Raw genomic sequence first — 25,529 nt, 5'->3', positions numbered from 1 at the left:
TCACGGCACTACACCCACCAGTACTGGTTGCCGCCTCCGTGGCAGTCCCAGAGCTGGACTGAGGCGCCCTGCCACCAGTTCGCGCCCGCGATCTCGACGCACCGGTAGCCCTGCATCCACACCCGGATCCTGCCGATCTCGGAGGAGTTCGAGGCCGGGCGGTAGAAGGTCTGGTGGCCGGGCCTGTTCGGGTCGCAGTCGTACATCTGCAGGTGGGCCCCGTTGTCACCGTTGCCCCAGGCGGCGGTGAGGCATCTGCCGCCGTCGGCGTTGCGCAGCCGCAGCCCGTCCCAGTACCAGCGCTGGGTCGGGGCGTTCACGCAGTCGACCATGATGACGCCGGCGCCGTTCTGCCCGGTGGAGGCGGTCATGCACCGGCCGTTGAACTTCGACTGGACGTAGGCCCCCGTCTGCGCGCCCGCCGAGGCGGACGTGCCGACGAGCAGGCCGCCCGAGACGAGCGCGAGCGAGGCCAGGAGCGCAATCCTGCGAATCAGAGGTTTCATGCGGACCTGACGCTCGCCGCGCGCGCCCTGATACAGCTCGCGTCAGGGTGCGTTCCAACGCTGGTGGTTACCGCCCGCGCAGTCCCACAGCTGCATGCTCGCGCCCTGCCACCAGTTCGCGCCGGAGATCTCCACGCACCGGTTAGGCTCATCATCGTCCGCAGCCTGCCGACCTCCTCCGGAGTGGACGCCGGGCGGTAGAACATCTGGCTGCCCCAGTCCCTGTTGCAGTGCCACATGTGCAGAGCGGCACCGTTCTCGCCGTTGCACCACGCGGCGGTCAGGCGCTTGTTGCTGTGCACGTTGCGCAGGTGCAGCGGCTGCTGCGGGTCCCAGTTCCACAGCTGGCTGGTCGCGCCCTGACCGTCGACCATCAGCACCCCCGCGCCGTTGGCCGCGTTGTAGTCCGAGACCGTGAGGCACCTGTTGTTGTGAGGCGACGAGATCTGGAAACCGGACTCGGCGGCGCCCGCCGACGGGACGTGACGCTCGCGGAGCGCCTGTGCCGTGCCGCTGTCGAGGCGGGCGGTCTGGGCCGGATCGGACACGTGTTCGCGCGGGTGATGATGCACGGCCGCGCACCGGACCAGGCCGAGGCCACGCTGGCGGACGTGATGTCCGGCCCGCTGTCGGCCGCGGACCTGAGCCGCCTCGGCGCCACGAGGTCGTTGAACCTCTACTTCGCGCTGGGCGACGCGAAGGCGCCGCCGCAGTGCTCGACCGCGTCAGCGCGCCTGATCTCCCGCAGAACCTGCGGGACTGGCTGAAGGTCGTCCGGACCTTGGAGGAGGCGCACCACCGCGACATGACCACGGTTCTGGCGAGCACCCGTGAGCCCGTCGCACCGCACCTGTCGTTCCACATGCGACTCATCAGGGCGTTGTGCCTCCTGCACGCGGGCAGGTACCGCGAAGCCGACGAGGAGATCACCCACTACGAGGCCGAGGTTCTGGCGTTGAGCGACGAGTCGCCGCCACCGGATTACGGCGCGCTGCGTGTTCGCTGCTTCGCGCTGGCCGCCTCGTCGAGGCGGAGCGGCGTTGAAGGTGCACGACGCGCAGTTCGACGATTTGGCCTTCATCGGCCGGACGTCGCTCTACAGCGTGCTGTCGTTCTGCGCGCGCATGCGTGGTCACGGCGCCCAAGCCCTGCGCCTTGCCCGCGAAGGCAGTTCGAAGACGTCGGAGAACCCGTTGGTCTTCGACACGATCGCGCTCGCGAGCCTCGCGTGCGCCGCGGCGCTCTGCGGCGATGACGACCTCGCCCGGAAAGCCCTTGCCCGTGCCGAGAAGGCACACCGCCCGGCCTGGCGGGTGATCGGGACGACGGTGCCGGAGCCTGTCCGTGGGTGTTCGCCGCCGCAGGCGACGTCCGCGGCGCGGCCGACGCGGCGATGGCGGCCACCGACGAGTGCGCCGAGCTGGGCGTGCACTGCGGCGAAGCCATGGCTCTGCACGACGCCGCCCGTTTCGGCGTCGACACGTCGCTGCGTCTGGCGGCCCTCACGACCACCATGGACGACGCGATGACCGCGGCCTACTCGGCACATGCGACCGCACTCGCGCACGCCTCACCGACCGTTCTGGAGGCGGTGGCGACGGATTTCCTGCGGCTGGGCGCCACCCTCTACGCCGCGGAAGCCCTCGCCTCCGCCACACGGCTGCACCGGACCCGGGGCAACGTCAGGGCCGCCTCCCAGGCCTCGGCCCGCCGGGCGTTGCTGATGCGCGACTTCGACGGCGTCCGCAACTCCGGCGCTGCGCGTGGAGGACCTCACCCATCTGACTCGCCGCCAGGTGGAGGTCGCCCGCCTGGCCACGTCCGGCCTGACCAACCAGCAGATCGCCGAGAGGCTCCACACCTCGAAGCGCACGGTCGACAACCACCTGCACGCGATCTACGGCGTGCTCGGCGTGACGGGGCGCGACGAACTGCGCACCGTGCTCGGCCCGGCGTGACCCGCGTCAGCCGGAAAAGGCGCGGCCGACGCCTCCACGAGGAAGCGCCGGCCGCGGAGAACGCACGGGTCAGTCTCTGGACTTGTCGCGGGCCTCGGAGTCGACGCGCTTGAGCTCGTCCATGTCCGGAGTGAGCAGGTCGTCGGCCGTGCGGTCGAGGACCTCCTTCTCGGCGGCCGTCGCCGCGGCAGCTTCCTCGGCCGCCTTCAGGCGCTTGTCGGCCCGGCGGACCGCCCACACCGTCGCCAGCAGGGCGATGGCCATCAGCGGGTAGCCCATGGCGAGGCGCGCGACCGCCAGCCAGCCGACCTGGTCCTCGTCGTAGAGCCAGCGCTGCACCACGAAGCGGGCGAAGAAAACGAGGGCCCAGACGAAGGTCGCGACGTCGTAGTCGCGCACCGAGGCCTTGTCGGCGCGCCAGGAGCGGTCGCGGCCGTTGAGGAACGTCCAGATCACACCGGCCAGGGGCCAGCGCACGATGATGGACAGCAGGAAGGCGCTGCCGTAGACGACGCTCTGCCAGATGCCGAAGAGGAAGAATCCCTTGGCCTCGCCCGTCTTGTAGGCGATGAACGCGGCGATGCCGACGCCGAAGACGGCGGAGATCGCCGGCTGGACCGTGCCCTTGCGGACGGCCAGGATCACGCCGATCACGACGGCGGCGGCGAGGGCGCTGATGATCGCGGCCATGAGGTTCTTGGCGGCGAAGTTGACGATCACGAAGACGACGACGGGCAGCGACGAGTAGAGCATTCCGCTCACGCCGCCCATCTGCTCGAGGACGGTGGGCTGCTGTTCTTCGGTCTTGGCTGAAGTCATGAAGCGTTCTGCAACTCGTAATAGGGGTTGTAGAGCACCTTGCGCCCGTCGCGCACGGCGATGCGGCCACGCGCCTTGATCGTCCGACCAGGCTCGATTCCCGCGATGCGACGGCGGCCGAGCCAGACGAGGGTCACGCCCTCGGTGCCGTCGTAGAGCTCGGCTTCCAGCGTGGCGGCCGCGTCCCTGGGGCAGAGCTCCACGCTGCGGAGCCTGCCGAGGACGGTGACCTCCTCACCGGACTTGCAGTCGCAGGCCTTCACCGCGCCGACGGCCTCCGCTTTTCGCGAGAGGTCGTCCGCGTCGAGCTCGGTGACGTCGCTGGTCAAGCGACGCACCAAGCGGCGCCAATAGCCGCTCATCCCCGACTCCTGCATTGCTCATGTGGCCCCGTGGTGTGGACCGTCTGTGAGTGAGGGTACGCACGAGGACCGACAATCTCGGGCGTGCCTGTCCACACCGTCGTGCTTCTGCCCGGAACCGCCTCGGACGAGGTGTTTGTCCGTTCTGTCTTCACCGAGCCGTTGTCCCAGGTCGGTGCCGTTCTCAACGCTCCGCGCGTCCGCACACTCAGTGAACGGTTGACGGCCCTCGAAAATGCCGCGGCAAGCCGCCCGATCGTGGTGGGCGGCGTCTCACTTGGCGCGCACGTGGCCGCGAAGTGGGCCGTGGCCAACCCGGACAGGTGCGCGGGCCTGATCCTCGCGCTGCCGGCCTGGACCGGAGCTCCCGGTCGGGCACCCGCCGCGCTCGCGGCCAAGGCCAGCGCGGCGATCGTCGCGAGCCGGGGCCTCGAAACGGCGCTCGCCGGCACCACCGGCTGGCTGCACGACGAGCTGAGCAGGGCCTGGCGCGGTTACGGCGACCTGCTGGTCCCGCACCTCGAAGAAGCCGCCGAGTCTCCGGCGCCCACGCTCGACGAGCTGAAGACCCTCGACGTGCCGACGGGAATCGCCGGGTGCACCGACGACCCGGTGCACCCGATCGAGATCGCCGAGGAGTGGGCGAACGCCATCCCGCGCGCCGTGCTCACCACGACGACGCTCGACGCCTACCCGCACGCACTGGGGCGCGCGGTGCAGGCGTGGCGACAGGCGGGCTAGCCCTGCTGCTGGATGTGCCGGGCGATCGCTTCCGGCAGCTCGACCGGCAGCGGGGTGCGGGGCGGCATCGGCTGCTCACCGCGCACGACCACGGTGCCGCGCAGCATCTCCCGCAGCGCCGCGGAGTTCTGCTCGAAGTGCTCCTCCGGACCGGCCGCGACACCGCGCAGCATCCAGCGCGGGCCGTCGACGCCGACGAAGAGGATCTGCACGCCCTGGTTGCGCGCGGTGATCTCCTCGCCCCACTCGCCGTTCTCGCGGTTGATGCGGGCGCCGTCCTCCTTCAGGCCGGCGATCAGTTCGGCGCCGACCTCCTTCCAGAGGCCACCCGACTTCGGCGCGGCGAACGCGCTGACCGTCAGCTGCCCAACGGGTGTGAGGACGTGCACCGCGCGCACGGCACCGGTCTGCTGGTCCATCTCGACCTGCAGCTGGGCCTCGTCCGGCATCGGCAGGAGCACCGATCCCAGGTCGAGCCGCTGCACATCGTCACGGGGAGCCATCGTCGAGTCCCACGGGCCCTCGACGTCGTCGAAGACCTCGTCGTGTTCCTGACCGGTGTCGACCGCCCCCGCGGAGTGACGACCGCGCTTGCGGCGCCTTCCGAACATCCCTTACCCCTCGGTCTCTGTTAGCGCTGTACGGGCGAGCACCACGTGCCCGCCGGTCGAGCCGTAGCCTCCCGCACCGCGTTCCGTCTCCGGCAACGCGTCGACCTCGCGGAACACCGCGTGCTCGACGCGTTGCACGACGAGCTGGGCGATCCGGTCGCCGCGCGACAGCTCGATCGGCTCACGGAGATCATGGTTCACGAGGCAAACGCGGATCTCACCGCGGTAGCCGGAATCGATCGTGCCGGGCGTGTTGACCACGCTCAACCCGGCCCTCGCGGCCAGACCGGAACGGGGGTGCACGAACCCTGCGTACCCCACCGGGAGCGCGATGGCGACACCGGTGCCGACGACCGCGCGCTCGCCTGGTGGAATGACCACGTCCGACGTGGTGACCAGATCGGCGCCCGCGTCGCCGGGACGGGCGTAGGCGGGCACGGGAACCCCCGGATCGAGCCGGGTCAGCAACACCTCGACGCTGGACACGGCGGGCGAGATTACCCTGACGACGTGAGTGAGACTGCCGTGACCGCCACTACGACCTTCCGCGAGCGCCTGTACGTGACGTGGTGGATCTGGCCGCTGCCGCTGCTGGCGGCCGCGCTGCTGGCCGCCGAGGTGCACATGGGCTTCCCCGGTGTCCGCTCCTGGCTGCCGTACGTGATCCTGCTGCCGCTCACGGTCGTGCTGATCGTGCGCATGGGGTCGACGAAGGTCGAGGTGTCCGACGGCGAGCTGCGGGCCGGTGACGCGCACATCCCGCTGGACCTGCTCGGCGACGTCGAGATCATCGCCCCCGAGGACCGGCGCAAGGCCATGGGCCCGCACCTCGACCCGGCGGCGTACGTCGTGCACCGCGGCTGGGTGAAGCCGCTCGTGCGGGTGCGCGTGAACGACCCGGAAGACTCGACGCCGTACTGGGTGATCAGCACGCGGCGCCCGGAGGAGCTCGCCGCCGCGATCAAGTCCTGAGAACACAACTGGGCGCCACCCGTGCGGGTGAGCGCCCAGTTTTCTCGGCTTTGGAGATCAAGCACAGTCGCGGCAGATGTACACGCCGTTGTTGTCCTCGGCGAGCCTGCTGCGGTGGTGCACCAGGAAGCACTTCGAGCACGTGAACTCGTCGGCCTGCTTGGGCAGGACCTTGAACGTGAGCTCCTCACCGGACAGATCCGCGCCGGGCAGCTCGAAGTTCTCCGCGCTCGCGTCCTCGTCGACGTCGACGACGCCGGACTGCGTCTCGTTCCGCCGGGCCTTCAACTCCTCGAGGGAGTCCTCAGCGAGTTCGTCCGCCTCGCTGCGACGCGGCGCGTCGTAGTCGGTCGCCATCTTCTTCACCCCTGCGGTCTACGGAGACTGTTCGTGTCGCTGGTTAACGCTCCAGCGCCCTCTTTTGTGCCCCACGTCAAGGTGACGTGGGTCTCTCCCTCCCGGTGGCAAGCCAACCCCCTAGACGTGACCGTCGGCTTGATCCACATGTGGGCGGAGCGCGCAGAGGGTAGCTCATTGTCCGAGTGACTCGACATCGGGTTACCCCTTACCGACCGGATGGGTGACACAACCTTTCTACGCTGGACCGATACCCTGTGCGGGAGCACGTGAACCCCGGCGTGCAACCTGACGCCGGGCCGGTACCGTCCTGACTGTGAGCAATCAGGGAGGTGCGGTCGGTCACGCCCGCCAGGGCGCGCGACAGCCGGGCAGGGCCTAGGCTGATCACAGGGGACGGAACACGGGGAGGGCTTCGGACGTGGGACCCGCATCGGGAAGCTTGACGCCATACAAACGGCGTCGGCCCCTGCCCGCGCTCGTCCTGTTCGCGGTGCTGTTGGTCAGCTCCGTGTTCGTGTGGGTGAAGGTGCTCGGCAACGCCAGCGACGTCGACGCGGCCATCAAGTGCAACCCACCCGGCCACGCGACCACCTCAGCCGACCCGGCCAACCCGTCGACCCCGCCTCCCCCCGCGCTCGGCACGGTGCTGGAGCACGACGCGCTGGACCGCACCGACCCGGTGCCGGTCGGCGACGTCAACTTCAAGGTCATCAACGCCTCGACGCAGCGCAACCACGCCAAGGCCGTCGCGACGATGTTCACCGAGCTCGGCCTGAAGCAGGCGGCCGACCCGGGCAACGACCCGATCTACCCGGCGGGCGACATGAACTGCCGCGGCCAGATCCGCTTCGGAGCCCCCGGCGCCCAGGCGGCCAGGACGTTGTCACTGCTGGAACCGTGCCTCGAGCTCGTGCGCGACGACCGCCAGGACGCCACCGTCGACGTGGCGATCGGCAAGAAGTTCGACGAGGTCAAGCCGAACGCCGACGCCCGCAAGGTGCTCGACCAGCTCAAGGAGTGGGCAGAGCAGCAGCCGGAGCAGCAGGGCGGCCAGGTGGCGGCGGCCACCCCGCCGACGCTGAACGCGGACAACCTCGCCGGTGCCCGCGACGTGACCTGCTGACTTTCCGCTCGCCCGCCGCTACGTTGCGCACGTGGGGGTAGATCTTCTTCCGGACGAACGCGTCCTCTGGCAGGGCTCGCCGGTGCGCCGTTCGGTCTTCCTGCGCCTGGACCTGCGGTGGATGCGGTTCAGCCTCAAGTTCCACGCGGTCGTGTTCGCGATCACCGCCGTCATCGCCGGTCTGGTGAGCACGTCGCTGGACCTGCACGAAGTCTGGATGATCGCGCTGGCGACGGTCGTCGTGCCGGAGGTCTTCCACTTCACCGAACCGTTCATCTGGCGCTACCGCACGCTGCACCGCACGACCTACTACGTCACCAACCAACGCGTCGTGTCCGTGCCCCGCAGGCGAGCGCGGTCAGCACGGCTCGCGGAGATCGACAACCTGTCGTACGTCGAAGAGAAGGACGGCTCCGGTTACATCCGCCTCGACCGGCGGATCATGCCCGACGGCTACGGGAACGGAACGGTGGCGGAGCTGATCCACGTCCCCGACGTGCACGAGGTCGTCGACCTGCTCTCCGGGCTGACCGGGAGGACCCCGGTCGCGCATTGACTCAGACCTTGCCGAAGCCCGACTCGACGAGCGCGTTGTACATGGCGTCGGCGATACCCGGCGCGGCCGCGAACGTCGCGTCCTCCCCCAGCTCCGGCGACGACCCCGGCAGCCGCACGACGGCACCGGCCTCGGCAGCGATCAGCCCACCGGCGGCCCAGTCCCACCGCCCCAGCGCGTGCTCCGCGTAGGCGTCGAGCCGACCGGCGGCCACCGAGCAGAGATCCAGTGACGCGGCACCGGCCCGCCGCAGGTCGCGCACCCGCGTCGCCATGGCCGCCCACGTGTCGGCTTGCCGCTGACGCCGCTCCGGCCGGTACGCGAACCCGTAACCGAGCAACGACAGCGACAGATCGGTAGCCGTGGACACGCGCAACGGAGAGCCGTCCAGGAAAGCGCCGTACCCGCGGGCCGCCGTCCACACCCGGCCGGTCGCCGGCTCCACGACGGCGCCCGCGACCGACTCACCGTCGAGCTGCGCGGCGATCGACACTGAGTACCAGGGGATGCCGTAGAGGTAGTTGACGGTGCCGTCGATGGGGTCGACGACCCACGTGAGCCCCTCCACGACCGTGCCGCCCTCTTCTTCGCCGAGCACCGGCTCGCCGGGACGCAACTCGGACAGACGCGTCCGGACGAGTTGTTCTGAGGCGCGGTCCGCGGCGGTCACGACGTCCGTCGAGGTGCTTTTCGTGTCGAACGACACCACTGCGGAAGCGCGCATCCGCTGAACAAGAGCACCCGCTTCCCGTCCGATGTCCGTCGCGATGTCTACGAGTGGCCGGGGGTCGAACACGACCGGTTCCCTCCTACGTCACTAGCACGGGACTATCGGACAACGTCAGGCTAATGTCTGCGCACCACGGTTACTGAATCGAAGCCAGCAGGATCGAGTAGGAAGGACCACGGGGATGGGCATCACCCGCGGGTTCGGTGTGGACATCGGCGGCTCCGGAGTCAAGGGCGGCCTGGTCGACCTCGAAGCAGGAACACTGGACGGCGAACGCATGCGGATCCCCACACCTCAGCCCTCGACGCCGGACGCGGTGGCCGACGTCGTCGCCGAGATCGTCGAGAAGTTCCAGTGGGACGGCCCCGTCGGCGTCACGCTCCCCTGCGTGGTCAAGCACGGTGTGGCTCTGAGCGCGGCGAACGTCGACAAGGGCTGGATCAACTGTGACGCCCAGCAGCTCTTCGCCGAGCGCCTCAAGCGCAAGCCCGAGGACATCGTCGTGATGAACGACGCGGACGCGGCCGGCATCGCCGAGATGTCGTTCGGCGCGGGCGTCGGCAAGAACGGCACCGTGGTGCTGCTGACGTTCGGCACGGGCATCGGCAGCGCGGTGTTCCTCGACGGCAAGCTCGTCCCGAACACCGAGTTCGGCCACCTCCAGGTCGACGGGCACGACGCGGAGAAGCGCGCGGCCGCGTCGGTGAAGGAGGACAAGGGTCTGTCCTGGGAGGAGTGGACGCCGCGGGTCACGCGGTACATCAACGTCCTCGAGGACCTCATCTGGCCCGATCTGATCATCGCCGGCGGTGGCGTCAGCAAGAAGGCGCACAAGTGGTTGCCGCTGCTCGAGGTGCGCACCGAGGTTGTCGCGGCCGCGCTGAAGAACGACGCCGGCATCGTCGGTGCCGCGTGGGCCGCCGCACACGGCGTCAGGCCGTAGCCGCCGACACCGAAACGTGTCCGACCCGATCTAGCTGCGAGAACGCAGGTGAGCGCGCCCCGAACGACCTCGGGGCGCAACACCGCGTCACCGACGTCGTTACAATGGAACGCACACCCGCCAAGCAAGATCGGCGGGGAGATCCCCTGAACTCTGGCGACCGAGGTTTCGCGCCCTCTGGTTTGCCTTGAACGACCGTCGCGAAAGGGCGTACGTGGCAGCCGCAGAAACCGCAACCCGACGCTCCAGCTCCGCCGCGAGCGCCGCCAAGACGACCAAGGCGACCGCGGCCGGCGAGGCCGAGGAGAAGCCGAAGCGCAAGACGACCGCTGCGGCAGCGAAGAAGCCCGCCGCCAAGGCCGCCGGCGCGAAGACCCCGCGCAAGACGGCCGGCAAGGCCGATCCTGCCGCGAAGGGCGCGACCAAGAAGGCCGACGGCGACGAGCCGGAGGACATGGAAGGCGCTCCCGGCGCCGAAGACCTGGCCGAGGACGTCGAACTGGTCGACGAGCCCCTGGTGGACGAGCCGGAGGAGGCGGAGGACCCCAAGAACGAGGGTGACTTCGTCTGGGACGAGGAGGAGTCCGAGGCCCTGCGCCAGGCGCGCAAGGACGCGGAGCTCACCGCCTCGGCCGACTCCGTCCGCGCCTACCTCAAGCAGATCGGCAAGGTCGCCCTCCTCAACGCCGAGGAGGAGGTCGAGCTCGCCAAGCGCATCGAGGCGGGTCTCTACGCCGCCGAGCGCGTGCGCCGCGCTGAGGAGGAGGCGGAGAAGCTCACCCCGCAGCTGCGCCGCGACCTGCGCTGGATCGTCCGCGACGGCGAACGCGCCAAGAACCACCTGCTCGAGGCGAACCTGCGTCTCGTCGTGTCGCTGGCCAAGCGCTACACCGGCCGCGGCATGGCGTTCCTGGACCTGATCCAGGAGGGCAACCTGGGCCTGATCCGCGCCGTCGAGAAGTTCGACTACACCAAGGGCTACAAGTTCTCCACGTACGCCACCTGGTGGATCCGGCAGGCGATCACCCGCGCGATGGCCGACCAGGCCCGCACCATCCGCATCCCGGTGCACATGGTCGAGGTCATCAACAAGCTGGGTCGCATCCAGCGCGAGCTGCTGCAGGACCTGGGCCGCGAGCCCACGCCGGAAGAGCTCGCCAAGGAAATGGACATCACGCCCGAGAAGGTGCTGGAGATCCAGCAGTACGCGCGTGAGCCCATCTCGCTGGACCAGACGATCGGCGACGAGGGCGACAGCCAGCTCGGCGACTTCATCGAGGACTCCGAGGCCGTCGTCGCGGTCGACGCCGTCTCGTTCACGCTGCTGCAGGACCAGCTGCAGTCCGTGCTCGCGACGCTGTCCGAGCGCGAGGCGGGCGTCGTCCGCCTGCGCTTCGGCCTCACCGACGGCCAGCCGCGCACGCTGGACGAGATCGGCCAGGTCTACGGCGTCACGCGTGAGCGCATCCGCCAGATCGAGTCCAAGACGATGTCGAAGCTGCGTCACCCGTCGCGCTCGCAGGTCCTGCGCGACTACCTCGACTAGGTCTCACTGAGGCATACGCAGAGATCCCCGCACCGGTTCGGTGCGGGGATCTTCTTTTTCCGGGAGTTCCCCCAGGACCGGATCGCGCGCTGTGACCAGGCGTGATCGGACGCATGCAAAAAGATGAGCACCCATGTACTCATGTGCCGCCTATGCATCCGCGACAGCATCAGTGAGTGGCTGTGCCGGAGGAGTGCACATGGGCAGGTCAGTGCTCGAAGGGACTTTCTGGCTGCTGGACAAGCTGATGGACGAGGGTGAGCTGGGGCTCACGCAACTCGCCGACCGCTGCGAGATGCCGAAGAGGACGGTGCACCGTCTTCTGGACCAGATGGAGGTCCTCGGCGCGGTCGAGAACGTGCGCGGCCGCTACCGCATCGGTGCGCAGATGTTCCGGCTCGGGCAGTCGTGGGAACCGGTTCCGGGGATCATGCGGGTGGCACGCCAGCCGCTGCGACCAGCAGCGTCGTCGGCACCGTCTCCGCGGTGCTCGACAGCGGCCGCAGCGCCACCGCTCTGAAGGGGGCGGTGGGGCACGCCGCACGGGCGATCAGCGCGGCCCTCGCGAGCTGATCGGACGGTGCGATCCGGGAGTTTGATCACGGTCCCGCGTCCGAATCGTGGGACGTTCGTGACCTGTTCGCTGCGGGCGGACAAGGGCAACCGATATCACACTCACGGTCGCACGCAACCGACCGAACAGCCCGAATCCACTGCTCCACCAGCGGGTTTTCGGTTGCTCTCCGTGCGTGTCAAGACGGTGAACCGGTGGCAAATGCGAGTGTGAACCTGCTGCAGACGGGTAAATCGCATAGTGACGCGAGTCGCCACGCACACGGGAACACTGACTATCGCCAGAACGTCTGTCAGAGTGGAGCCAGCGAGCACCGCGCACCAGCCAGGGGCGCCGTGGTCGCAGCTTGGTAAGAGGGCACCGAAACACTTCGTATCGGTGCTGGGACGGAGGGAGATCCATCATGACTGCAGCACTCACCCGCCCCGAGTTGACCGCTGCCGACCGCTGCGACCGCTGCGGGGCTGCTGCCCAGGTTCGCGCAATTCTCCCGTCCGGGGGCGAGCTGCTGTTCTGCGGGCACCACTCCCGCGCACACAGCGAAAAGTTGCGCGAACTCGCTGCTGAGATTCAGCAGGGCTGACTTCCACCCCACCTAGCCGCTCGGGGCGGAGATCCTCACCGGATCTCCGCCCCCTTCGCTTTTACAGCGCGTCCAGCACGGGTTCGAAGGCCAGTTCGGCCGCACCGATCAGCTTGGCGTCGCGGCCCAGCGGCGACGTCACGATCTGCGTGCCGCCGACCGCTCGCGACACCAGACTCCGTTGCTGCACAACGGTGCCCACCGAGTCCACGAGCGACGCCGGCAGTGCGGTGTAGAGATCGCCGAGCACGACGAGCTCCGGCCCCAGCACGTTGACGATGTTCGCGAGTCCCAGCGCCAGCCAGTCCGCGAACTCGTTGAGCACCGACGGGTCGTCCAACGCCCGCAACGCCGCGACGACGGCACCGCGCGGCGCGTCGTCCGGCAGCCCCAGGGCCCGGCACAGCGCCGGTTCGCCGACCTCGGTCTCCCAGCAGCCCTCACAGCCGCAGTAGCAACGACGACCGCCGGGACGCACGACCATGTGCCCCAGCTCGCCGACGTAACCGCCGGCGCCGCGCAACGGCTGCCCCGACAGGATCACTCCGCCGCCGACGCCGACGTCCGCGGAGATGTAGACCATGTCCGAGGACGACTGAGCCGCGCCGCGCACGTGCTCCGCCAGCGCTCCGAGCTCCGCGTCGTTGCCGACCTGGACCGGCAGCTTCAGCACCGCCTCGAGGCGTTTGCCGAGCGCGACCCCGGACCAGTGCAGGTTCGGCGCCTCGTGCACCTGGCCGTCCGAGCGCCGGACGACACCAGGCACCGACACGCCGACCCCGACCGCGGTGACGTCGAGGTCGTCGGCCATGAGGCGCGCCGACTCGACGATGTGCGTGATGACCTCTCCCGGATCACGCGTCCGGTGATGCAGGTTCCAGCTGTCGCGTCCGAGGATCTCCCCGCCGAGGCCGACGAACCCCATCGCCACCTGCTCCACCCGCACGTCGATCGCGATCACGACCGCGGCGTGCGGCTGGGGCAGGACGAGCAACGAGGGGCGGCCGGCACCGCTGCGCTGAGCGGGCACGCGCTCGGCCACCACACCGGCTTCGGCGAGGCCGTCCACCAGGGCCTTGATCGTGCTGCGGTTGAGCCCGAGCTCAGCCGCGAGCGACGCCCTGGTGGACGGTCCGTCGACGTGCAGGCGACGCAGCAGCGCCGTCCTGTTGTGCCTGCGGATCTCGTCTGGACGGGTGCCGGACGTAGGTCCTGTCACCGCGTCATCGAGCCGCGTTGGCCGCCCGGCGGCGGGACAACGCGTCGACGCTCGCGGCGAGCAGGAGGACCAGACCGGTCACGATGAACACGACCGCGGCTGGCTGCCTGAGCAGGCCCATGCCGTTCTGGATGATCGCGAGGACCGCGCCACCGATGACCGCGTCACGCAGCCGGCCCTTGCCGCCGAACAGCGACGTGCCACCGATGACGGCCGCACCGACCGACAGCAGCAGCGTGTTGCCGCCACCGGCGTTCGGGTCGACCGAGCCGACCTTGGACGAGTACACGATCGCGCCGATCGCTGCCGCCGAGGAGGCGATCACGAAGACGCTCATCCGGATCCGCTCGACGTTGATACCGGCGCGCCGCGCGGCTTCCTTGTTGCCACCGACGGCGTAGATGTGCCGGCCGTAGCTCGTGCGGTCGAGCACGAACGTGCCGATCACGAGCAGCACCAGCACCAGCGGCACCACGTACGGGACGCCCTGGATCACCACGAGGTTGCTCTGCGCCCGGTTCAGCGAGAGCGCGTAGGTGATGACCGCCGCCAGCACCGCAAGGGCACCGATCTTGGCCAGCACCAGCGTGGTGGGCTGGGCCACGAGTCCCTTGCGCAGCCGGGAGAAGTGCCGGGTGAGCACGACCGCCGCGTAGCCACCGATGGCGATGACGAACAACGCCCAGGAACCCAGGAAGTCCAGGTTGCCGTTGGCGACGTTGAAGATCGTGTCGTCACGCAGGCCGAGCGTGCCGCCCTGGCCGATGAGCTGCAGCACGACACCGCCCCAGACCAGGAACAGCGCCAGGGTCACGACGAACGACGGGATGCCGACCTTCGCGACCAGGAAGCCGGTGACGCAGCCGATGGCCGCGCCGACGCAGACCGCGAGCAGCATCTCCAGCCAGGCGTTCGCGGGAATGCCGATCGCGGCGATGACCAGCGCGACGGCCGACAGCGCGGCGCCCGCCCAGATCTTCATCAGCACCGCGAGCACGATCGCGAGCACCAGCAGGCCGCAGAACACGTAGAACACCGTGTCGCCCATGCCGCCGAGCAGGTTGCCGTTGTGGATCAGGTGCAGTGCCATGACCGACGCGGTCACACCGGACGCGGTACCGGCCGACAGGTCGATCTCGCCGAGCAGCAGCACGAACACCAGGCCCATCGCGATGATCGTGATGCTGGCGCCCTGCTGGAGCAGGTTGGCGAGGTTGCCGAGCGTGAAGAACGTGTCGGACAACGAACTGAACACGATGAGCAGCACGACGAGCCCGAGCAGCGCGGGCAGCGACCCGAGCTCGCCGCCGCGGACCCTGGCCCAGTAGTCGCGCACCGCTTCGCCGGTGGACTGCGACGTCGTGTCGATGCCGAAGTCGGAGATGGCGCCCTGCGGGGTGTCCTGCGCGGGCGTCTCGGTGGTGTTGGTCATGCTCGCCTCTTCGGAACTCATCAGATCGTCGCCGCCTCGGGGCGGGCGATGCCCAGGTCACCGGAACGGCCCGCGGTGATCAGCTCGACCACCTGGCCGTGCGTGACGTCCTTCGACCCGACCACTGCCGCCATCCGGCCCAGGTACAGGCACGCGATGCGGTCGGCGACCTCGAACACGTCGTTCATGTTGTGGCTGATCAGGACGACCCCGAGGCCCTGCTCCGCAAGCCGGCGGACCAGGTCGAGCACCTGGCGCGTCTGTGCGACGCCGAGTGCCGCGGTGGGCTCGTCGAGCAGCACGACCTTGCTGTTCCACAGCACGGCCTTGGCGATCGCGACGGTCTGGCGCTGACCGCCGGACAGCGACGAGACCTGCGTGCGCACCGACTTGACCGTGCGGACCGACAGCGAGGCCAGCGTCTTGCGCGCCGCCTGTTCCATGTCCGTCTCGTCGAGCAGGCCGGCCTTGGTGCGTTCGCGGCCGAGGAACATGTTCTGGACGATGTCGAGGTTGTCGGCCAGCGCGAGGTCCTGGTAGACGACCTCGATCCCGAGCGCCGCGGCGTCGCGCGGGCCCTTGATGTGCACCGGCTGTCCCTCGAACAGGACCTCACCCGAGTCGGTCGGGTGGATGCCCGCGATGCACTTGACCAGCGTCGACTTGCCCGCGCCGTTGTCGCCGACGAGTGCGGTGACCTCGCCGGGGTTGACGGTGAGGTCGATGTCGTGCAGGACGTGCACGGGACCGAAGCTCTTGTTGATGCCGCGCAGCTCGAGAATCGGCTCGCTCACTGGGGATTCCTCCGTGGTTACCACGCGCCGAGGCGGGGTGCGCAGGTGCCGCACCCCGCCTTGACGCAAGCGGTCCTACTTGATGCCGAGCTCGGTGCAGGCGGCCTGGGTGTCGGCCACGCAGATGTCCGAGGCCTTGACGAAGCCCGCGTCCACGACGGACTTGACCTTGTCCTTGGTGATCAGCTGAGCCGTCAGCAGGACGGACTTGACGTCGCGGTTGCCCTTGTCGTCCTTCACCTTGCCGGTCGCGAGAGCGTCAGCGGCGGCGGTGTCGCCCTTGGCGAGCGCGGCGGCCAGCTTGGCGGCGGCCTCGGCCTCGTCCTTGATCGGCTTGAAGACGGTCATGTACTGGTCACCGCGGAGCACGGCCTGCAGGCCGTCCGGCGTGGCGTCCTGGCCCGTGACCGGAACCTTGCCGTTCAGGCCGACCTTCTTGAGGATCGTGATGACAGCGCCGGCGAGGCCGTCGTTCGCGGCGACAACGCCGTCGACCTTGCCGCCGTTGCTGGTCAGGATCTGCTCGAAGACCTGGCCGCCCTTCTGGTTGTCCCAGTTGTCGATCGGCTGGGACTGGACCAGCTTGAGCTTGCCCGAGTCGTACAGCGGCTTGAGGATGTTCTGCTGGCCCTGGTGGAACAGGGTCGCGTTGTTGTCCGTCGGCGCGCCCTCGATCTCGATGATGTTCGCGCCCTGCGGGGCGTTCTTCATCGCGTCGGCCATGCCCTGGCCCTGCAGCTCGCCGACCTTCACGTTGTCGAACGACACGTAGTAGGACGAGGAGCCGCCGGTGTTCAGGCGGTCGTAGTCGATGACCTGGATGCCCTGCGCCTGCGCCTTCTTGGCGACGGAAGCGCCGACCTCGCTGTTGGGCGTCGCGATGATCAGGACCTTGACACCGGCGTTGATCATGCCGTCGGCCAGGGTGCTGAACTTCTGGACGTCGCCCTGCGCGTTCTGGATGTCCGGGCTGAGGCCTTCCTTCTCGAGCGCTGCCTTGAGCAGCGGCTTGTCGAAGCCCTCCCAACGAGCGGAGGAGGCGGTCTCAGGAAGGATCACGCCGACCTTTGCGCCCCCGCCGCTGCCAGAATTCGTGTTCGTGCTTCCTCCACCGGAGGACGTGTTGGCGCCACACGCCGAGACCGCCAGGGCGAGGCCCGCGGCAACGGCGATGGAAGCGAGGCTCTTGCTGCGCATCCGCCATCCCTTTCACTGCGCTGTGTCACAGAGAATGTTGTGGCGCACAACGTATGCCCGACATATGCGTGACCGGAACCACACTGAACCGATTAAGTCGCAACGATGCGGTAACCGCGGCGAAATTTAGTCACCCAGAGTTGTGAGAGCGTAACCACGGCGCTACTGCATCCAGCAGCGATATATTGGATATCAGTCGTTTTTGTCCAAATCGGGGGTGACGACGGACGCGACCATCCGGCGCACGGCGTCCGCCGACGGCGGCGCCTCACGGTCGGCGAAGAGGAGATGCCCGGTGCCGACGAGCATCGGCGCGGCGCCGTCGGGGTCGATGCCACCCACGCGCCCCAGCTCGCGCTCGCGCTCCAGGTAGTTCCTGATCATGATCGCGGCGTCGGTCAGCACGGGAACCCCGGCCGGCCAGGTCTCACGCAGGCGCCTGCGCAGGTCGTCCCGGAAGGTCACGAGGGCGACGATCGCGACGGCCACCGAGCCGAAGACGGCGGTGATCGCCTCGGCGAGGTTGTCGACGACGGATCCACTGCCCGCGGCGTTCAGCAGCGCCTCCGCCCGCGCGTCCATCTTGTTCACGCGGTCGAGGACGAACTCCGCGAGGAAGGCGTCGAAGTCGTCGAAGTGCCGGTGCAGCACCCCCTTGGCAACACCCGCCTCGGCCGTCACCGCGCGACTGGTCAACGCACTCGGCCCGCCTTCGGCCAACAGCCGCTCCGCCGCACCGAACAGCTGTTCTCGCACGTCGCGCAGGTGCACACCGGTGGGCACGCGGCAATCTCCTAGCTTAGTGGGCGCTTGCCCACTAAGGTGGGCGCATGCCCAACTTAGACGACGAGGCCTACAAGAAGCTCGGTGAACAGCTAGCCGGCTCGTTCGGCGCGGAAGCCGCCCGCTACGACCGCACCCGCCCGCCCTATCCCGCGGAACTGGTCGAACGAATCATCTCGACGAGCCCAGGACCTCGCGTCGTCGACGTCGGCTGCGGCACCGGCAAGCTGTCCCGCCAGCTGCGCGCGGCGGGCTGCGAGGTGCTCGGCGTGGAACACGACGACCTGATGGCCGGGTTCGCTCGCGAGACGGGCGTGACGGTGGAGGTCTCGAAGTTCGAGACCTGGGACCCCGCGGGCCGCGAGTTCGACGCCGTCGTCGCCGGCCAGTCGTGGCACTGGGTCGACGCCGAGGCGGGAGCACGCCAGGTCGCCAGGGTGCTGCGGCCCGGCGGGATCTTCGTGGCTCTCTGGCACGTGTTCGCCACCCCGGACCCGATCTCGCAGGCCGTCGCCGACGTCTACGAGAAGGTCGCGCCGGAAGCCCCGCTCCGCGTCGCGCACACCCACGAGAAGGCAGTGGCGTCCTACTCGGCGGGGTGCAAGCGCACCGCCGAGGGATTCATCGCCACCGGCGAGTTCGGCAACCCGACCGAGTGGAGCGTCCAGTGGGACCGCACCTACACGACCGCCGAGTACCTCGACCTGATCCTCACCATGAGCCCGATGGCACTGCTCACCGAGGAGCAGCTCACCAAGCTGCTGGACGGCGTCGGCGCCGCCATCGACGCCTACGGCGGCAGCTTCACGTCGACCTACGAAACGCTCGCCGTCGCCGTTACCCGCAACTGATATATCGCATATCACCGCATGCAAAAAACGTTTGCGGACGAAGTCAAAAGACTCATTGCAAAGGAACCCACGCGGCCTACCAGGAACGAAGCGTCGCGATCCGTTCCTCGAGCTGCTCGATGCTGGCCATCGCCGTGGGCGGCCCACCGCAGTACTCGCGCAGCTGGTTGTGAATCTTGCCGTGCGGCTTCTTGGTGCGGTGGTGGTGCATCGCGACCAGGGTGTTGAGCTCCTTGCGCAGTGAGGCGAGGCGTTCCTGCACGCTGGCGGGCCTCGCCTCACGCACCACCGCCTCGACCTTGGGACGCTTGGCGGCGGAAGCGAGCTGCTCCTCCTGACGCTGCAGCAGCAGCGTGCGCACCTGGTCGGGCTCCAGGAGTCCCGGCAGACCCAGGTAGTCCTGCTCCTCCTCGGAGCCCGCGAGGGTCGGCGTGCCGAACGAGGCACCGTCGAAGATCACCTGGTCGAGCTCGGCCGTGGTGCCGAGCGCGGTGAAGGCGCGTTCGTCCTCACCCGGCTCGTCCTTGGTCTGGTTCGCGGCGGCCAGCAGCTCGTCGTCCCAGCCGTCCTTCTCGCGGTGCGGCTTGCCCAGGACGTGGTCGCGCTCGGCCTCCAGCTCGGACGCGAGCTGCAACAGCACCGGCACCGACGGCAGGAACACCGAGGCGGTCTCGCCGGGCTTGCGGGCACGCACGAAGCGGCCGATGGCCTGGGCGAAGAACAGCGGGGTCGACGACGACGTCGCGTACACGCCGACCGCGAGGCGCGGCACGTCGACGCCCTCGGACACCATCCGGACGGCGATCATCCAGCGTTCGTTCGTCGCGGCGAACTCGGCGATCTTGCCCGACGCCTTCGGATCGTCCGAGAGGACGACGGTGGCGGTCTGCCCTGTCACGCGGTACAGGACCTGCGCGTAGGCCTTGGCGGTCTCCTGGTCGGTCGCGATCACCAGGCCACCGGCGTCCGGCAGGCCGTTCTCACGCTTCTGGGTGAGTCGCTGGTCGGCGGCGCGCAGGACGGACGCCATCCAGTCGCCGGCCGGGTCGAGCGCCGTGCGCCACGCCCGTGCGGTCTGCTCCTGCGTCAGCGGCTCGCCGAGCCGTGCGGTGAACTCCTCGCCCGCGCTGGTCCGCCATGACGCCTCGCCCGAGTACGCCAGGAACAGCACGGGCCGGACGACGCCGTCGCGCAACGCGTCGGAGTACCCGTACGTGTGATCGGCCTTGGACGTCTTGAAGCCGCCGGGGCCCTCCTCGTAGGTGACGAACGGGATCGGCGAGTCGTCAGAGCGGAACGGTGTACCGGTGAGGCACAGCCGGCGGACTGCGGGCGTGAACGCCTCGCGGATCGCCTCACCCCACGACTTGGCGTCACCACCGTGGTGGACCTCGTCGAGCAGCACGAGGGTCTTGCGGTTCTCCGTGCGCACCCGGTGCAACGTCGGATGGGCGGCCACCTGCGCGTACGTCACGGCCACGCCGTGGTAGTCGCGCGAGGTCATCGCGTTGGTGTTGCGGAAGTTCGAGTCGATGTGGATGCCCTGCTCGGCGGCGGCCTTGGCCCACTGGTGCTTGAGGTGCTCGGTGGGCGTGACGATCGTGACGGCCTCGATCGTCCGGTCGGACAGCAGCTCGGCGGCGACGCGCAGCCCGAAGGTCGTCTTACCCGCGCCAGGTGTCGCGACGGCGAGGAAGTCCTGCGGCTTGGCGGCGAGGTACTTGGTCAGCGCGCGGCGCTGCCATGCCCGCAGCGGTCGCATTGCTGCTGTCGCTGTCACAGACGTGTTTCTCCTCATTTGTGCAGGTCAGACATGGCAGTGCCCTCAGGCAGACCGTTGCCGAGGGCACCGTGACTCTACCTGTTCACGGCGTCGATGCCGCGAAACGTGGCGGCATGCACCATGCTTGTCTCTGCGATGGGTTCGCCTACCGACAACGACGCGCGCAGGTCCGGCCGCAAGGGGCCGCTGCGTCTACTCGCGCGCACGCTGTCGAAGGCGTGGCAGGGCAACATCTTCTCAGAAGCCGCCGAGGCGGCGTTCTGGCAGACGCTGTCGTTCCCGCCACTGCTGCTCGGCGTGCTGGGCGCGATGGGTTATCTCGGCGACTGGTTCGGCAACGAGGTGGTCTCCGCCGTCCAGGAGAAGATCATCGGGTTCACCCGCACGATCTTCAGCGCGGACGTCGTCAACGACGTGATCCAGCCCACGGTCGCGGAGATCCTCAGCACCGGCAAGGGCGAGATCGTCTCCATCGGCTTCCTGATCTCATTGTGGGCGGGCTCGTCGGCCATGTCGTCGTTCGTCGACGCGATCACGGTCGCGCACGGCCAGTACGGCGTCCGCAACGAGCTGTGGCAGCGCATCTTCGCCCTGCTGCTCTACCTGGTGTCCCTGGTGGCGCTGGTGGTCGGCCTGCCGGTACTGGCGCTGGGCCCGGACATCCTGCCGCAGTTCTTCCCCCAGTCCTGGCGGCCCTACATCGAGACGTGGGTGGGCCGCTTCTACTACCCCGGCGTCGCCCTGCTGCTCGTGCTGTCGCTGTCGATGCTCTACAAGCTCGCTCTGCCGCGAAAGCTCCCGTGGCACCGCGTCCTGCCGGGCGCGGTCCTCGCCATGGCCGTGTTCATCCTGTCGTCCATCGGCCTGCGCCTGTACATCCAGTGGATCACCACGACCGGCTACACCTACGGCGCCCTCGCGACCCCGATCGCTTTCCTGCTCTTCGTGTTCTTCATCGGCCTGGCGATCACCATCGGCGCGTACTTCAACAGCGCCATCCAGGACATGTGGCCCGCGCGCATGACCCGGCGCCAGCGCCGCCGCTGGCGCCGTCTGGAGATGGAGCGCGCCGCCTCCCGCATCCGCGAGGAGAACGCGAAGCCCAAGCAGGAGTCCAACAACGACAGCTACTCGGCGCCTTCCCCGGCTGATACGCAGCTGACCGCTCCACTGCAGATCCAGGAGCAGCGCTCGCACTCAGAGGAAGAAAAACAGCGGGGATAGCAGAACAGCCGTGTTCGGTGCCTCGACGACCTCGAGGCACCGAACACGGCTGCCAGCAGGTTCTGCGGGCTACTCGCCGCCGGCGGGCAGGTTGTCGTAGATCTTCTTGCACTCCGGGCACACCGGCGAACCGGGCTTCGGCGACCGCGTCACCGGGAAGACCTCGCCGCACAAGGCGACCACATGCGTTCCCATCACGGCGCTTTCGGCGATCTTCGCCTTGCGCACGTAATGGAACATCTTCGGGGTGTCGTCCCCGGTGTGGTCGGTGCCTTCCGGCCGTACGTCGACCTCGGGGAGAGTCTGGGTGCTCACGCGCCCAGGGTACCTGGGATGATGTCCCCTCGTGACCACGCTGCAGATCGCCGAAGAAGTAGCCGCCGCACTGGCCGAGAACCGGCCCGTCGTCGCTCTTGAGAGCACCCTCCTGTCCCACGGCCTGCCCGCGCCGCGCAACCTGGCCGTCGCCGCGCGCCTGGAGAAGGTCGTCCGGGAGGCCGGCGCGGTCCCCGCCACGATCGCCGTGCTCGACGGCGTGCCCCGCATCGGCCTCACCGCCGCCGAGCTGGACCGCGTGTGTTCCGATGACATGCTCAAACTGTCGTTGCGCGACCTCGGCGCCGCCTACGCCCTGGGCCGCAGCGGCGCTACGACCGTCGCCTCCACCACCGCTCTGGCTCACCAGGCCGGCATCCGCGTCTTCGCGACCGGCGGCCTCGGCGGCGTGCACCGGGGCGCGCGCGAGACGTGGGACGTGTCCGCCGACCTCGACGTGGTCGCCACCACGCCGGTGCTGATCGTCTGCTCCGGCGTGAAGTCGATCCTGGACATGGGAGCGACCCTCGAGGTCCTGGAGACCCGCTCGGTGCCGGTCGTCGGCTACCAGACCTCCCGCTTCCCCGCCTTCTACCGCCGCGAGTCGGAGTTCTCCGTGCCGTGGAGCGTCGACAACGCCTCCCAGGCCGCCGCTGTGTTCGCCGCGGGCGAGCGCGGCATGCTCCTGGTGAACCCGATCCCGGCCGCCTTCGAGATGGACTCCGCCCTGCACGACCGCCTGCTGGCCGAGGGCCTGCAGAAGCTCGTCGACCAGGACGTGCGCGGCAAGGACGTCAGCCCCGTCCTCCTGGAGCACTTCCACACCGCGAGCGCCGGCGTGAGCCTCGACGCCAACGAGGAACTCGTCGTCAACAACGCGTCCGTGGCCGCGGCCGTCGCGGTGGAGCTCTTCCAGTGAGGCCAGTCGTGGTGGTGGGCGACGCCGGCTTGGACGTCGTCGCCCGCCACGCCGGCCCCATCGCCCACGGCGGCGATGTCCGCGCCAAGGTGACCATCGAGCCGGGCGGCGCCGGCGCCAACACCGCCGTCTGGCTCGCCGCGTGCGGCGCCTCTCCGATCCTGGTGGCCCGCGTGGGTCGCGACTCGGCCGGCCGCCAGATCCACGCCGAACTCACCTCCGCGGGCGTCCAATGCGCCTTCGCGGTCGATCAGGACCTCGCGACCTGCTGCGTGGTCGTCCTCGTCGACGAGGACGGCCAGCGCTCGATGCTCCCCGACCGCGGCGCCAACGCCCGCTTCTCCCCCGCCGACCTCGACCCGGGCCTGCTCGCCGCCCCCAACGGCCACCTGCACCTGTCGGGCTACGTGCTGCTGGACGCCAGTTCACGCCCAGCAGGCTTGGCAGCGCTGGAAACCGCGCGCAACGCCGGTTGGACCACCTCGGTGGACCCCCAAGCCGCAGTGCTGATCCACTCGGCCGAGGCGTTCCTGGAAGACGTCCGCGGAGTCGACATCCTCATGCCGAACGCCGACGAACTGATGGCGTTGACCGGCTCCACCGACCCCACCGCCGCCAAGAACCTGCTGACCCACGTCGGCGCTGTCGTGGTGACCACGGGCCCGGACGGCGCGTCGTGGATCGACGCCGACGAGATCATCTCGGTCCCCGCTGAAACCACTGAGTGCGTCGATTCGACCGGCGCCGGTGATGCCTTCGACGCCGGCTTCCTGGCGGCCTGGCTGGCCGGCTCCTCGAAACGCGACGCCCTCCTCGGTGGCGTCCGCGCTGGCTCTCGCGCGGTCAGCGTCGTAGGAGCCCAGCCACCCCGCTGAACCCGCGGCCGTGCGTTCCGATCCACGCCCCGCCCGGCACGGCACCGCACGGCACGGCACGGCACGGCACGGCACCCACCACCGAAACCACCCCGCCACACGGCTGCCAAGGGGTTCGAGCACCCCTCCGGGATACAAAAAACGTTTGCGGACGACGTCAAAAGACTCGTTGCAAAGGTGGCACGCGTGCTGACCTTAGCAATGACTCTTTTGACGTCGTCCGCAAAAGAGTCATTGCTAAGGGACGGACGGCCGACGACCACTGATATATCGCGGGTTCGGCGGCGAACCGGCTGTACTAGCTGTACTGACCCGAGACGTTGCGAACGGTCCGACACGTGATCGGATGATCTTGGAATGAGGGAGGGTCTCCGGGTTCGGTGTGGATTGCGACATCTGCACCGGCTAGCCAGGAGGCCCTCGATTACTCACGCTAACGCACCGCTGACCGAGCTGGGCAGGCTGCGCCTGGCCCGGTGTGTCGTCGACGACGGGTGGCCGCTGCGACGGGTGGCCGAGCGGTTCCAGGTCTCGGTGAGCACCGCGAAACGCTGGGCCGACCGCTACCGCACCGAAGGGCCCGCGGGCATGGCCGACCGCTCGTCACGCCCGCACAGCAGTCCCCGCCGCACCTGTCCGCGACAGGAACGTCGGATCGTCAAGGTCCGGCTGGCCCGCCGCTGGGGACCGGCCCGCATCGCCTACCTGCTCGAACTCAATCCCTCCACCGTGCACCGTGTCCTGCGCCGCTTCCGGCTGGCCCGGCTACGGCACCTCGACCGAGCCACCGGCGAGCCGGTCCGCCGCTACGAGCACCCCGTCCCCGGCGATCTCGTGCACGTCGATATCAAGAAGCTGGGCAACATCCCCGACGGCGGCGGCCACAAAGTCCACGGGCGGACGATCGGCACGCGCAACAGTTCCGCACATCGCGATCCCGCCCGGCCACGCACGATCGGCAACCGCGCCAACCTCGGCTACAGCTACCTGCACAACGCCGTCGACGACCACAGCCGCCTGGCCTACACCGAGATCCTCGCCGACGAGACCAAGGAAACCGCCGCCGCGTTCTGGCAACGAGCACAGACCTTCTTCCACACCAACGGGATCACCGTTCGCCGAGTGCTCACCGACAACGGATCGTGTTACCGGTCCAGGCTCTGGCGCGACACCCTCACCACAGCCGGGATCACCCACAAACGCACCCGCCCACGCCGGCCCCAGACCAACGGCAAGGTCGAACGCTTCAACCGCACCCTGCTCGACGAGTGGGCCTACGCCCGCCCCTACCTCAGCGAGACCGAGCGCCGCGAGGCGCTACCGCGGTGGTTGCATATCTACAATCACCACCGCGGTCACACCGCACTCGCAGGCCAGCCACCAGCCAGCCGCGTTCCCAACGTCTCAGGGCGCTACAACTAGCCGTCGATGATCGTGGTGCTCTTGGGCGCGATGGCGCGGCGCTCAGCCTCGTACCGGCTGGCCTTCTCGGCCTTGCGCGGCGGGCGGTCGTTGGCGATCAGCACGGCCATCCACGGCAGCGGCACGGACAGCACGATGAAGAACAGGGCGAGCCACCAGGTCTGCGCGAACAGGGCCGCGAGGATGAGGCACGGGAAGCGCAGGCTCATCATGATCGCGTACTTGCGACGCCGGGCAGCGTGCTGTTCCTCGTAGGACGGGGCCGCCTCGGTGATCAACACCGGGGTGTCGTTCCGGTCGGGACTGCTCACGACACCACCCTCTTAATCCT

The 25,529-nt window shown here is 68.9% G+C and carries 32 protein-coding genes; 16 read left to right on the top strand and 16 right to left on the bottom strand.

The annotated features are described in order from the left end of the window. Positions 1-8: 8 nt before the first annotated feature. A complete protein-coding gene (locus C8D87_RS30990) occupies positions 9-506 on the bottom strand; it encodes an RICIN domain-containing protein (RefSeq protein WP_109640402.1) in 498 nt (165 codons plus the stop codon). After that, positions 503-1,054: an RICIN domain-containing protein gene (locus C8D87_RS30985; RefSeq protein WP_170166641.1), complete on the bottom strand. Its 552-nt coding sequence runs from the start codon at positions 1,052-1,054 to the stop codon at positions 503-505. Before C8D87_RS30985 ends, C8D87_RS30990 begins: the two co-directional genes overlap by 4 nt. Between C8D87_RS30985 and C8D87_RS46255 the strand changes: the two genes are divergently transcribed. The 3 genes from C8D87_RS46255 to C8D87_RS30975 all read left to right on the top strand — a co-directional run bounded on the left by C8D87_RS46255 (position 1,055) and on the right by C8D87_RS30975 (position 2,464). Continuing rightward, positions 1,055-1,273, top strand: coding sequence for a hypothetical protein (locus C8D87_RS46255; RefSeq protein ID WP_170166640.1), 219 nt, complete (start codon positions 1,055-1,057; stop codon positions 1,271-1,273). Between the two features lie 273 nt (positions 1,274-1,546). Then, entirely contained in the window at positions 1,547-2,035 is a 489-nt protein-coding gene (locus C8D87_RS30980) for a hypothetical protein (RefSeq protein ID WP_112229315.1), read from the top strand. A 234-nt stretch (positions 2,036-2,269) separates the two neighbouring features. Next, positions 2,270-2,464, top strand: a complete 195-nt coding sequence (locus C8D87_RS30975) for a response regulator transcription factor (protein WP_170166639.1) — start codon at positions 2,270-2,272, stop codon at positions 2,462-2,464. Between the two features lie 69 nt (positions 2,465-2,533). On the opposite strand, the gene C8D87_RS30970 is transcribed toward C8D87_RS30975, so the two are convergent. Together C8D87_RS30970 and C8D87_RS30965 are read right to left on the bottom strand one after the other, a co-directional pair. Further along, positions 2,534-3,283, bottom strand: coding sequence for a DUF3159 domain-containing protein (locus C8D87_RS30970; protein WP_112229313.1), 750 nt, complete (start codon positions 3,281-3,283; stop codon positions 2,534-2,536). After that, entirely contained in the window at positions 3,280-3,645 is a 366-nt protein-coding gene (locus C8D87_RS30965; RefSeq protein WP_036013248.1) for an OB-fold nucleic acid binding domain-containing protein, read from the bottom strand. Before C8D87_RS30965 ends, C8D87_RS30970 begins: the two co-directional genes overlap by 4 nt. Before the next feature lie 84 nt (positions 3,646-3,729). Between C8D87_RS30965 and C8D87_RS30960 the strand changes: the two genes are divergently transcribed. Then, positions 3,730-4,386 (top strand): alpha/beta fold hydrolase, encoded by a 657-nt coding sequence (locus C8D87_RS30960; protein WP_233440092.1) that lies wholly within the window; start codon positions 3,730-3,732, stop codon positions 4,384-4,386. Here C8D87_RS30960 and C8D87_RS30955 read toward each other — a convergent pair. Further along, on the bottom strand, positions 4,383-4,997 hold the full coding sequence (locus C8D87_RS30955) for a DUF3710 domain-containing protein (protein ID WP_112229312.1): 615 nt from the start codon (positions 4,995-4,997) through the stop codon (positions 4,383-4,385). The genes C8D87_RS30960 and C8D87_RS30955 overlap by 4 nt on opposite strands. Before the next feature lie 3 nt (positions 4,998-5,000). Continuing rightward, the gene (dut, locus tag C8D87_RS30950) at positions 5,001-5,483 is read right to left on the bottom strand and encodes a dUTP diphosphatase (protein ID WP_112229311.1); all 483 of its coding nucleotides are present in this window, start codon (positions 5,481-5,483) and stop codon (positions 5,001-5,003) included. Positions 5,484-5,507: 24 nt separating this feature from the next. On the opposite strand from dut, the gene C8D87_RS30945 reads away from it, so the two are divergent. Continuing rightward, a complete protein-coding gene (locus tag C8D87_RS30945) occupies positions 5,508-5,969 on the top strand; it encodes a DUF3093 domain-containing protein (RefSeq protein ID WP_233440093.1) in 462 nt (153 codons plus the stop codon). Positions 5,970-6,026: 57 nt separating this feature from the next. Here the strand turns inward: C8D87_RS30945 and C8D87_RS30940 are convergent, their stop codons facing one another. Beyond that, complete coding sequence (locus C8D87_RS30940; protein WP_030464829.1) at positions 6,027-6,326, bottom strand: DUF4193 domain-containing protein; 300 nt, start codon at positions 6,324-6,326, stop codon at positions 6,027-6,029. A 421-nt stretch (positions 6,327-6,747) separates the two neighbouring features. Here C8D87_RS30940 and cei point away from each other — a divergent pair, with 421 nt between their 5' ends. Together cei and C8D87_RS30930 are read left to right on the top strand one after the other, a co-directional pair. Further along, positions 6,748-7,452, top strand: coding sequence for an envelope integrity protein Cei (cei, locus tag C8D87_RS30935; protein WP_109640409.1), 705 nt, complete (start codon positions 6,748-6,750; stop codon positions 7,450-7,452). 31 nt (positions 7,453-7,483) lie between these two features. After that, positions 7,484-8,008: a hypothetical protein gene (locus C8D87_RS30930; RefSeq protein ID WP_146231781.1), complete on the top strand. Its 525-nt coding sequence runs from the start codon at positions 7,484-7,486 to the stop codon at positions 8,006-8,008. A gap of 1 nt (position 8,009) precedes the next feature. Here C8D87_RS30930 and C8D87_RS30925 read toward each other — a convergent pair whose 3' ends face one another. Further along, on the bottom strand, positions 8,010-8,804 hold the full coding sequence (locus C8D87_RS30925) for an inositol monophosphatase family protein (protein ID WP_109640411.1): 795 nt from the start codon (positions 8,802-8,804) through the stop codon (positions 8,010-8,012). Positions 8,805-8,919: 115 nt separating this feature from the next. Between C8D87_RS30925 and ppgK the strand changes: the two genes are divergently transcribed. The 4 genes from ppgK to C8D87_RS30905 all read left to right on the top strand — a co-directional run bounded on the left by ppgK (position 8,920) and on the right by C8D87_RS30905 (position 12,384). Next, complete coding sequence (gene ppgK / locus C8D87_RS30920; RefSeq protein ID WP_109640412.1) at positions 8,920-9,681, top strand: polyphosphate--glucose phosphotransferase; 762 nt, start codon at positions 8,920-8,922, stop codon at positions 9,679-9,681. Between the two features lie 187 nt (positions 9,682-9,868). Then, positions 9,869-11,227: an RNA polymerase sigma factor gene (locus C8D87_RS30915; protein WP_211337631.1), complete on the top strand. Its 1,359-nt coding sequence runs from the start codon at positions 9,869-9,871 to the stop codon at positions 11,225-11,227. Positions 11,228-11,426: 199 nt separating this feature from the next. Beyond that, the gene (locus C8D87_RS30910; RefSeq protein WP_170166638.1) at positions 11,427-11,747 is read left to right on the top strand and encodes a helix-turn-helix domain-containing protein; all 321 of its coding nucleotides are present in this window, start codon (positions 11,427-11,429) and stop codon (positions 11,745-11,747) included. A gap of 457 nt (positions 11,748-12,204) precedes the next feature. Continuing rightward, complete coding sequence (locus C8D87_RS30905) at positions 12,205-12,384, top strand: DUF7455 domain-containing protein (RefSeq protein WP_407657002.1); 180 nt, start codon at positions 12,205-12,207, stop codon at positions 12,382-12,384. A 61-nt stretch (positions 12,385-12,445) separates the two neighbouring features. On the opposite strand, the gene C8D87_RS30900 is transcribed toward C8D87_RS30905, so the two are convergent. From C8D87_RS30900 to C8D87_RS30880, 5 genes are all read right to left on the bottom strand, one after another. Then, positions 12,446-13,603, bottom strand: a complete 1,158-nt coding sequence (locus C8D87_RS30900) for an ROK family transcriptional regulator (RefSeq protein ID WP_112229309.1) — start codon at positions 13,601-13,603, stop codon at positions 12,446-12,448. A gap of 4 nt (positions 13,604-13,607) precedes the next feature. Then, a complete protein-coding gene (locus C8D87_RS30895) occupies positions 13,608-15,035 on the bottom strand; it encodes a sugar ABC transporter permease (RefSeq protein WP_109640641.1) in 1,428 nt (475 codons plus the stop codon). A gap of 20 nt (positions 15,036-15,055) precedes the next feature. Beyond that, on the bottom strand, positions 15,056-15,829 hold the full coding sequence (locus tag C8D87_RS30890) for an ATP-binding cassette domain-containing protein (protein WP_109640415.1): 774 nt from the start codon (positions 15,827-15,829) through the stop codon (positions 15,056-15,058). A 75-nt stretch (positions 15,830-15,904) separates the two neighbouring features. Beyond that, positions 15,905-17,026 carry a sugar ABC transporter substrate-binding protein gene (locus C8D87_RS30885; RefSeq protein ID WP_109640416.1) on the bottom strand — a complete coding sequence of 374 codons (1,122 nt, stop codon included), beginning with the start codon at positions 17,024-17,026 and terminating at the stop codon, positions 15,905-15,907. A gap of 192 nt (positions 17,027-17,218) precedes the next feature. Then, positions 17,219-17,809, bottom strand: coding sequence for a TetR/AcrR family transcriptional regulator (locus C8D87_RS30880; RefSeq protein WP_112229308.1), 591 nt, complete (start codon positions 17,807-17,809; stop codon positions 17,219-17,221). Between the two features lie 47 nt (positions 17,810-17,856). Between C8D87_RS30880 and C8D87_RS30875 the strand changes: the two genes are divergently transcribed. After that, positions 17,857-18,660 (top strand): class I SAM-dependent methyltransferase, encoded by an 804-nt coding sequence (locus C8D87_RS30875; protein ID WP_112229307.1) that lies wholly within the window; start codon positions 17,857-17,859, stop codon positions 18,658-18,660. A gap of 76 nt (positions 18,661-18,736) precedes the next feature. Here the strand turns inward: C8D87_RS30875 and C8D87_RS30870 are convergent, their stop codons facing one another. Beyond that, the gene (locus C8D87_RS30870) at positions 18,737-20,422 is read right to left on the bottom strand and encodes a DEAD/DEAH box helicase (RefSeq protein WP_233442376.1); all 1,686 of its coding nucleotides are present in this window, start codon (positions 20,420-20,422) and stop codon (positions 18,737-18,739) included. Positions 20,423-20,563: 141 nt separating this feature from the next. Between C8D87_RS30870 and C8D87_RS30865 the strand changes: the two genes are divergently transcribed. Next, positions 20,564-21,667 carry a YihY/virulence factor BrkB family protein gene (locus C8D87_RS30865; protein WP_109640420.1) on the top strand — a complete coding sequence of 368 codons (1,104 nt, stop codon included), beginning with the start codon at positions 20,564-20,566 and terminating at the stop codon, positions 21,665-21,667. Positions 21,668-21,736: 69 nt separating this feature from the next. On the opposite strand, the gene C8D87_RS30860 is transcribed toward C8D87_RS30865, so the two are convergent. After that, on the bottom strand, positions 21,737-21,982 hold the full coding sequence (locus C8D87_RS30860; RefSeq protein WP_109640421.1) for a DUF3039 domain-containing protein: 246 nt from the start codon (positions 21,980-21,982) through the stop codon (positions 21,737-21,739). A gap of 31 nt (positions 21,983-22,013) precedes the next feature. Here C8D87_RS30860 and C8D87_RS30855 point away from each other — a divergent pair, with 31 nt between their 5' ends. The 3 genes from C8D87_RS30855 to C8D87_RS30845 all read left to right on the top strand — a co-directional run bounded on the left by C8D87_RS30855 (position 22,014) and on the right by C8D87_RS30845 (position 25,198). Next, positions 22,014-22,901, top strand: coding sequence for a pseudouridine-5'-phosphate glycosidase (locus C8D87_RS30855; protein ID WP_112229305.1), 888 nt, complete (start codon positions 22,014-22,016; stop codon positions 22,899-22,901). Next, on the top strand, positions 22,898-23,776 hold the full coding sequence (locus C8D87_RS30850) for a carbohydrate kinase family protein (RefSeq protein ID WP_112229304.1): 879 nt from the start codon (positions 22,898-22,900) through the stop codon (positions 23,774-23,776). The genes C8D87_RS30855 and C8D87_RS30850 overlap by 4 nt, the downstream gene beginning before the upstream one ends. A gap of 423 nt (positions 23,777-24,199) precedes the next feature. After that, positions 24,200-25,198, top strand: coding sequence for an IS481 family transposase (locus C8D87_RS30845; RefSeq protein ID WP_112229352.1), 999 nt, complete (start codon positions 24,200-24,202; stop codon positions 25,196-25,198). Here the strand turns inward: C8D87_RS30845 and C8D87_RS30840 are convergent. Continuing rightward, complete coding sequence (locus tag C8D87_RS30840; RefSeq protein ID WP_112229303.1) at positions 25,195-25,509, bottom strand: DUF3099 domain-containing protein; 315 nt, start codon at positions 25,507-25,509, stop codon at positions 25,195-25,197. The two genes, C8D87_RS30845 and C8D87_RS30840, sit on opposite strands and share 4 nt — an antisense overlap. Between the last annotated feature and the right edge of the window lie 20 nt (positions 25,510-25,529).

Source organism: Lentzea atacamensis, from assembly GCF_003269295.1.
In the GTDB taxonomy this organism is placed as follows: domain Bacteria; phylum Actinomycetota; class Actinomycetes; order Mycobacteriales; family Pseudonocardiaceae; genus Lentzea; species Lentzea atacamensis.
The sequence above is the reverse complement of the archived record's forward strand: the minus strand, read 5'-3'. Positions and strand labels throughout refer to the sequence as shown.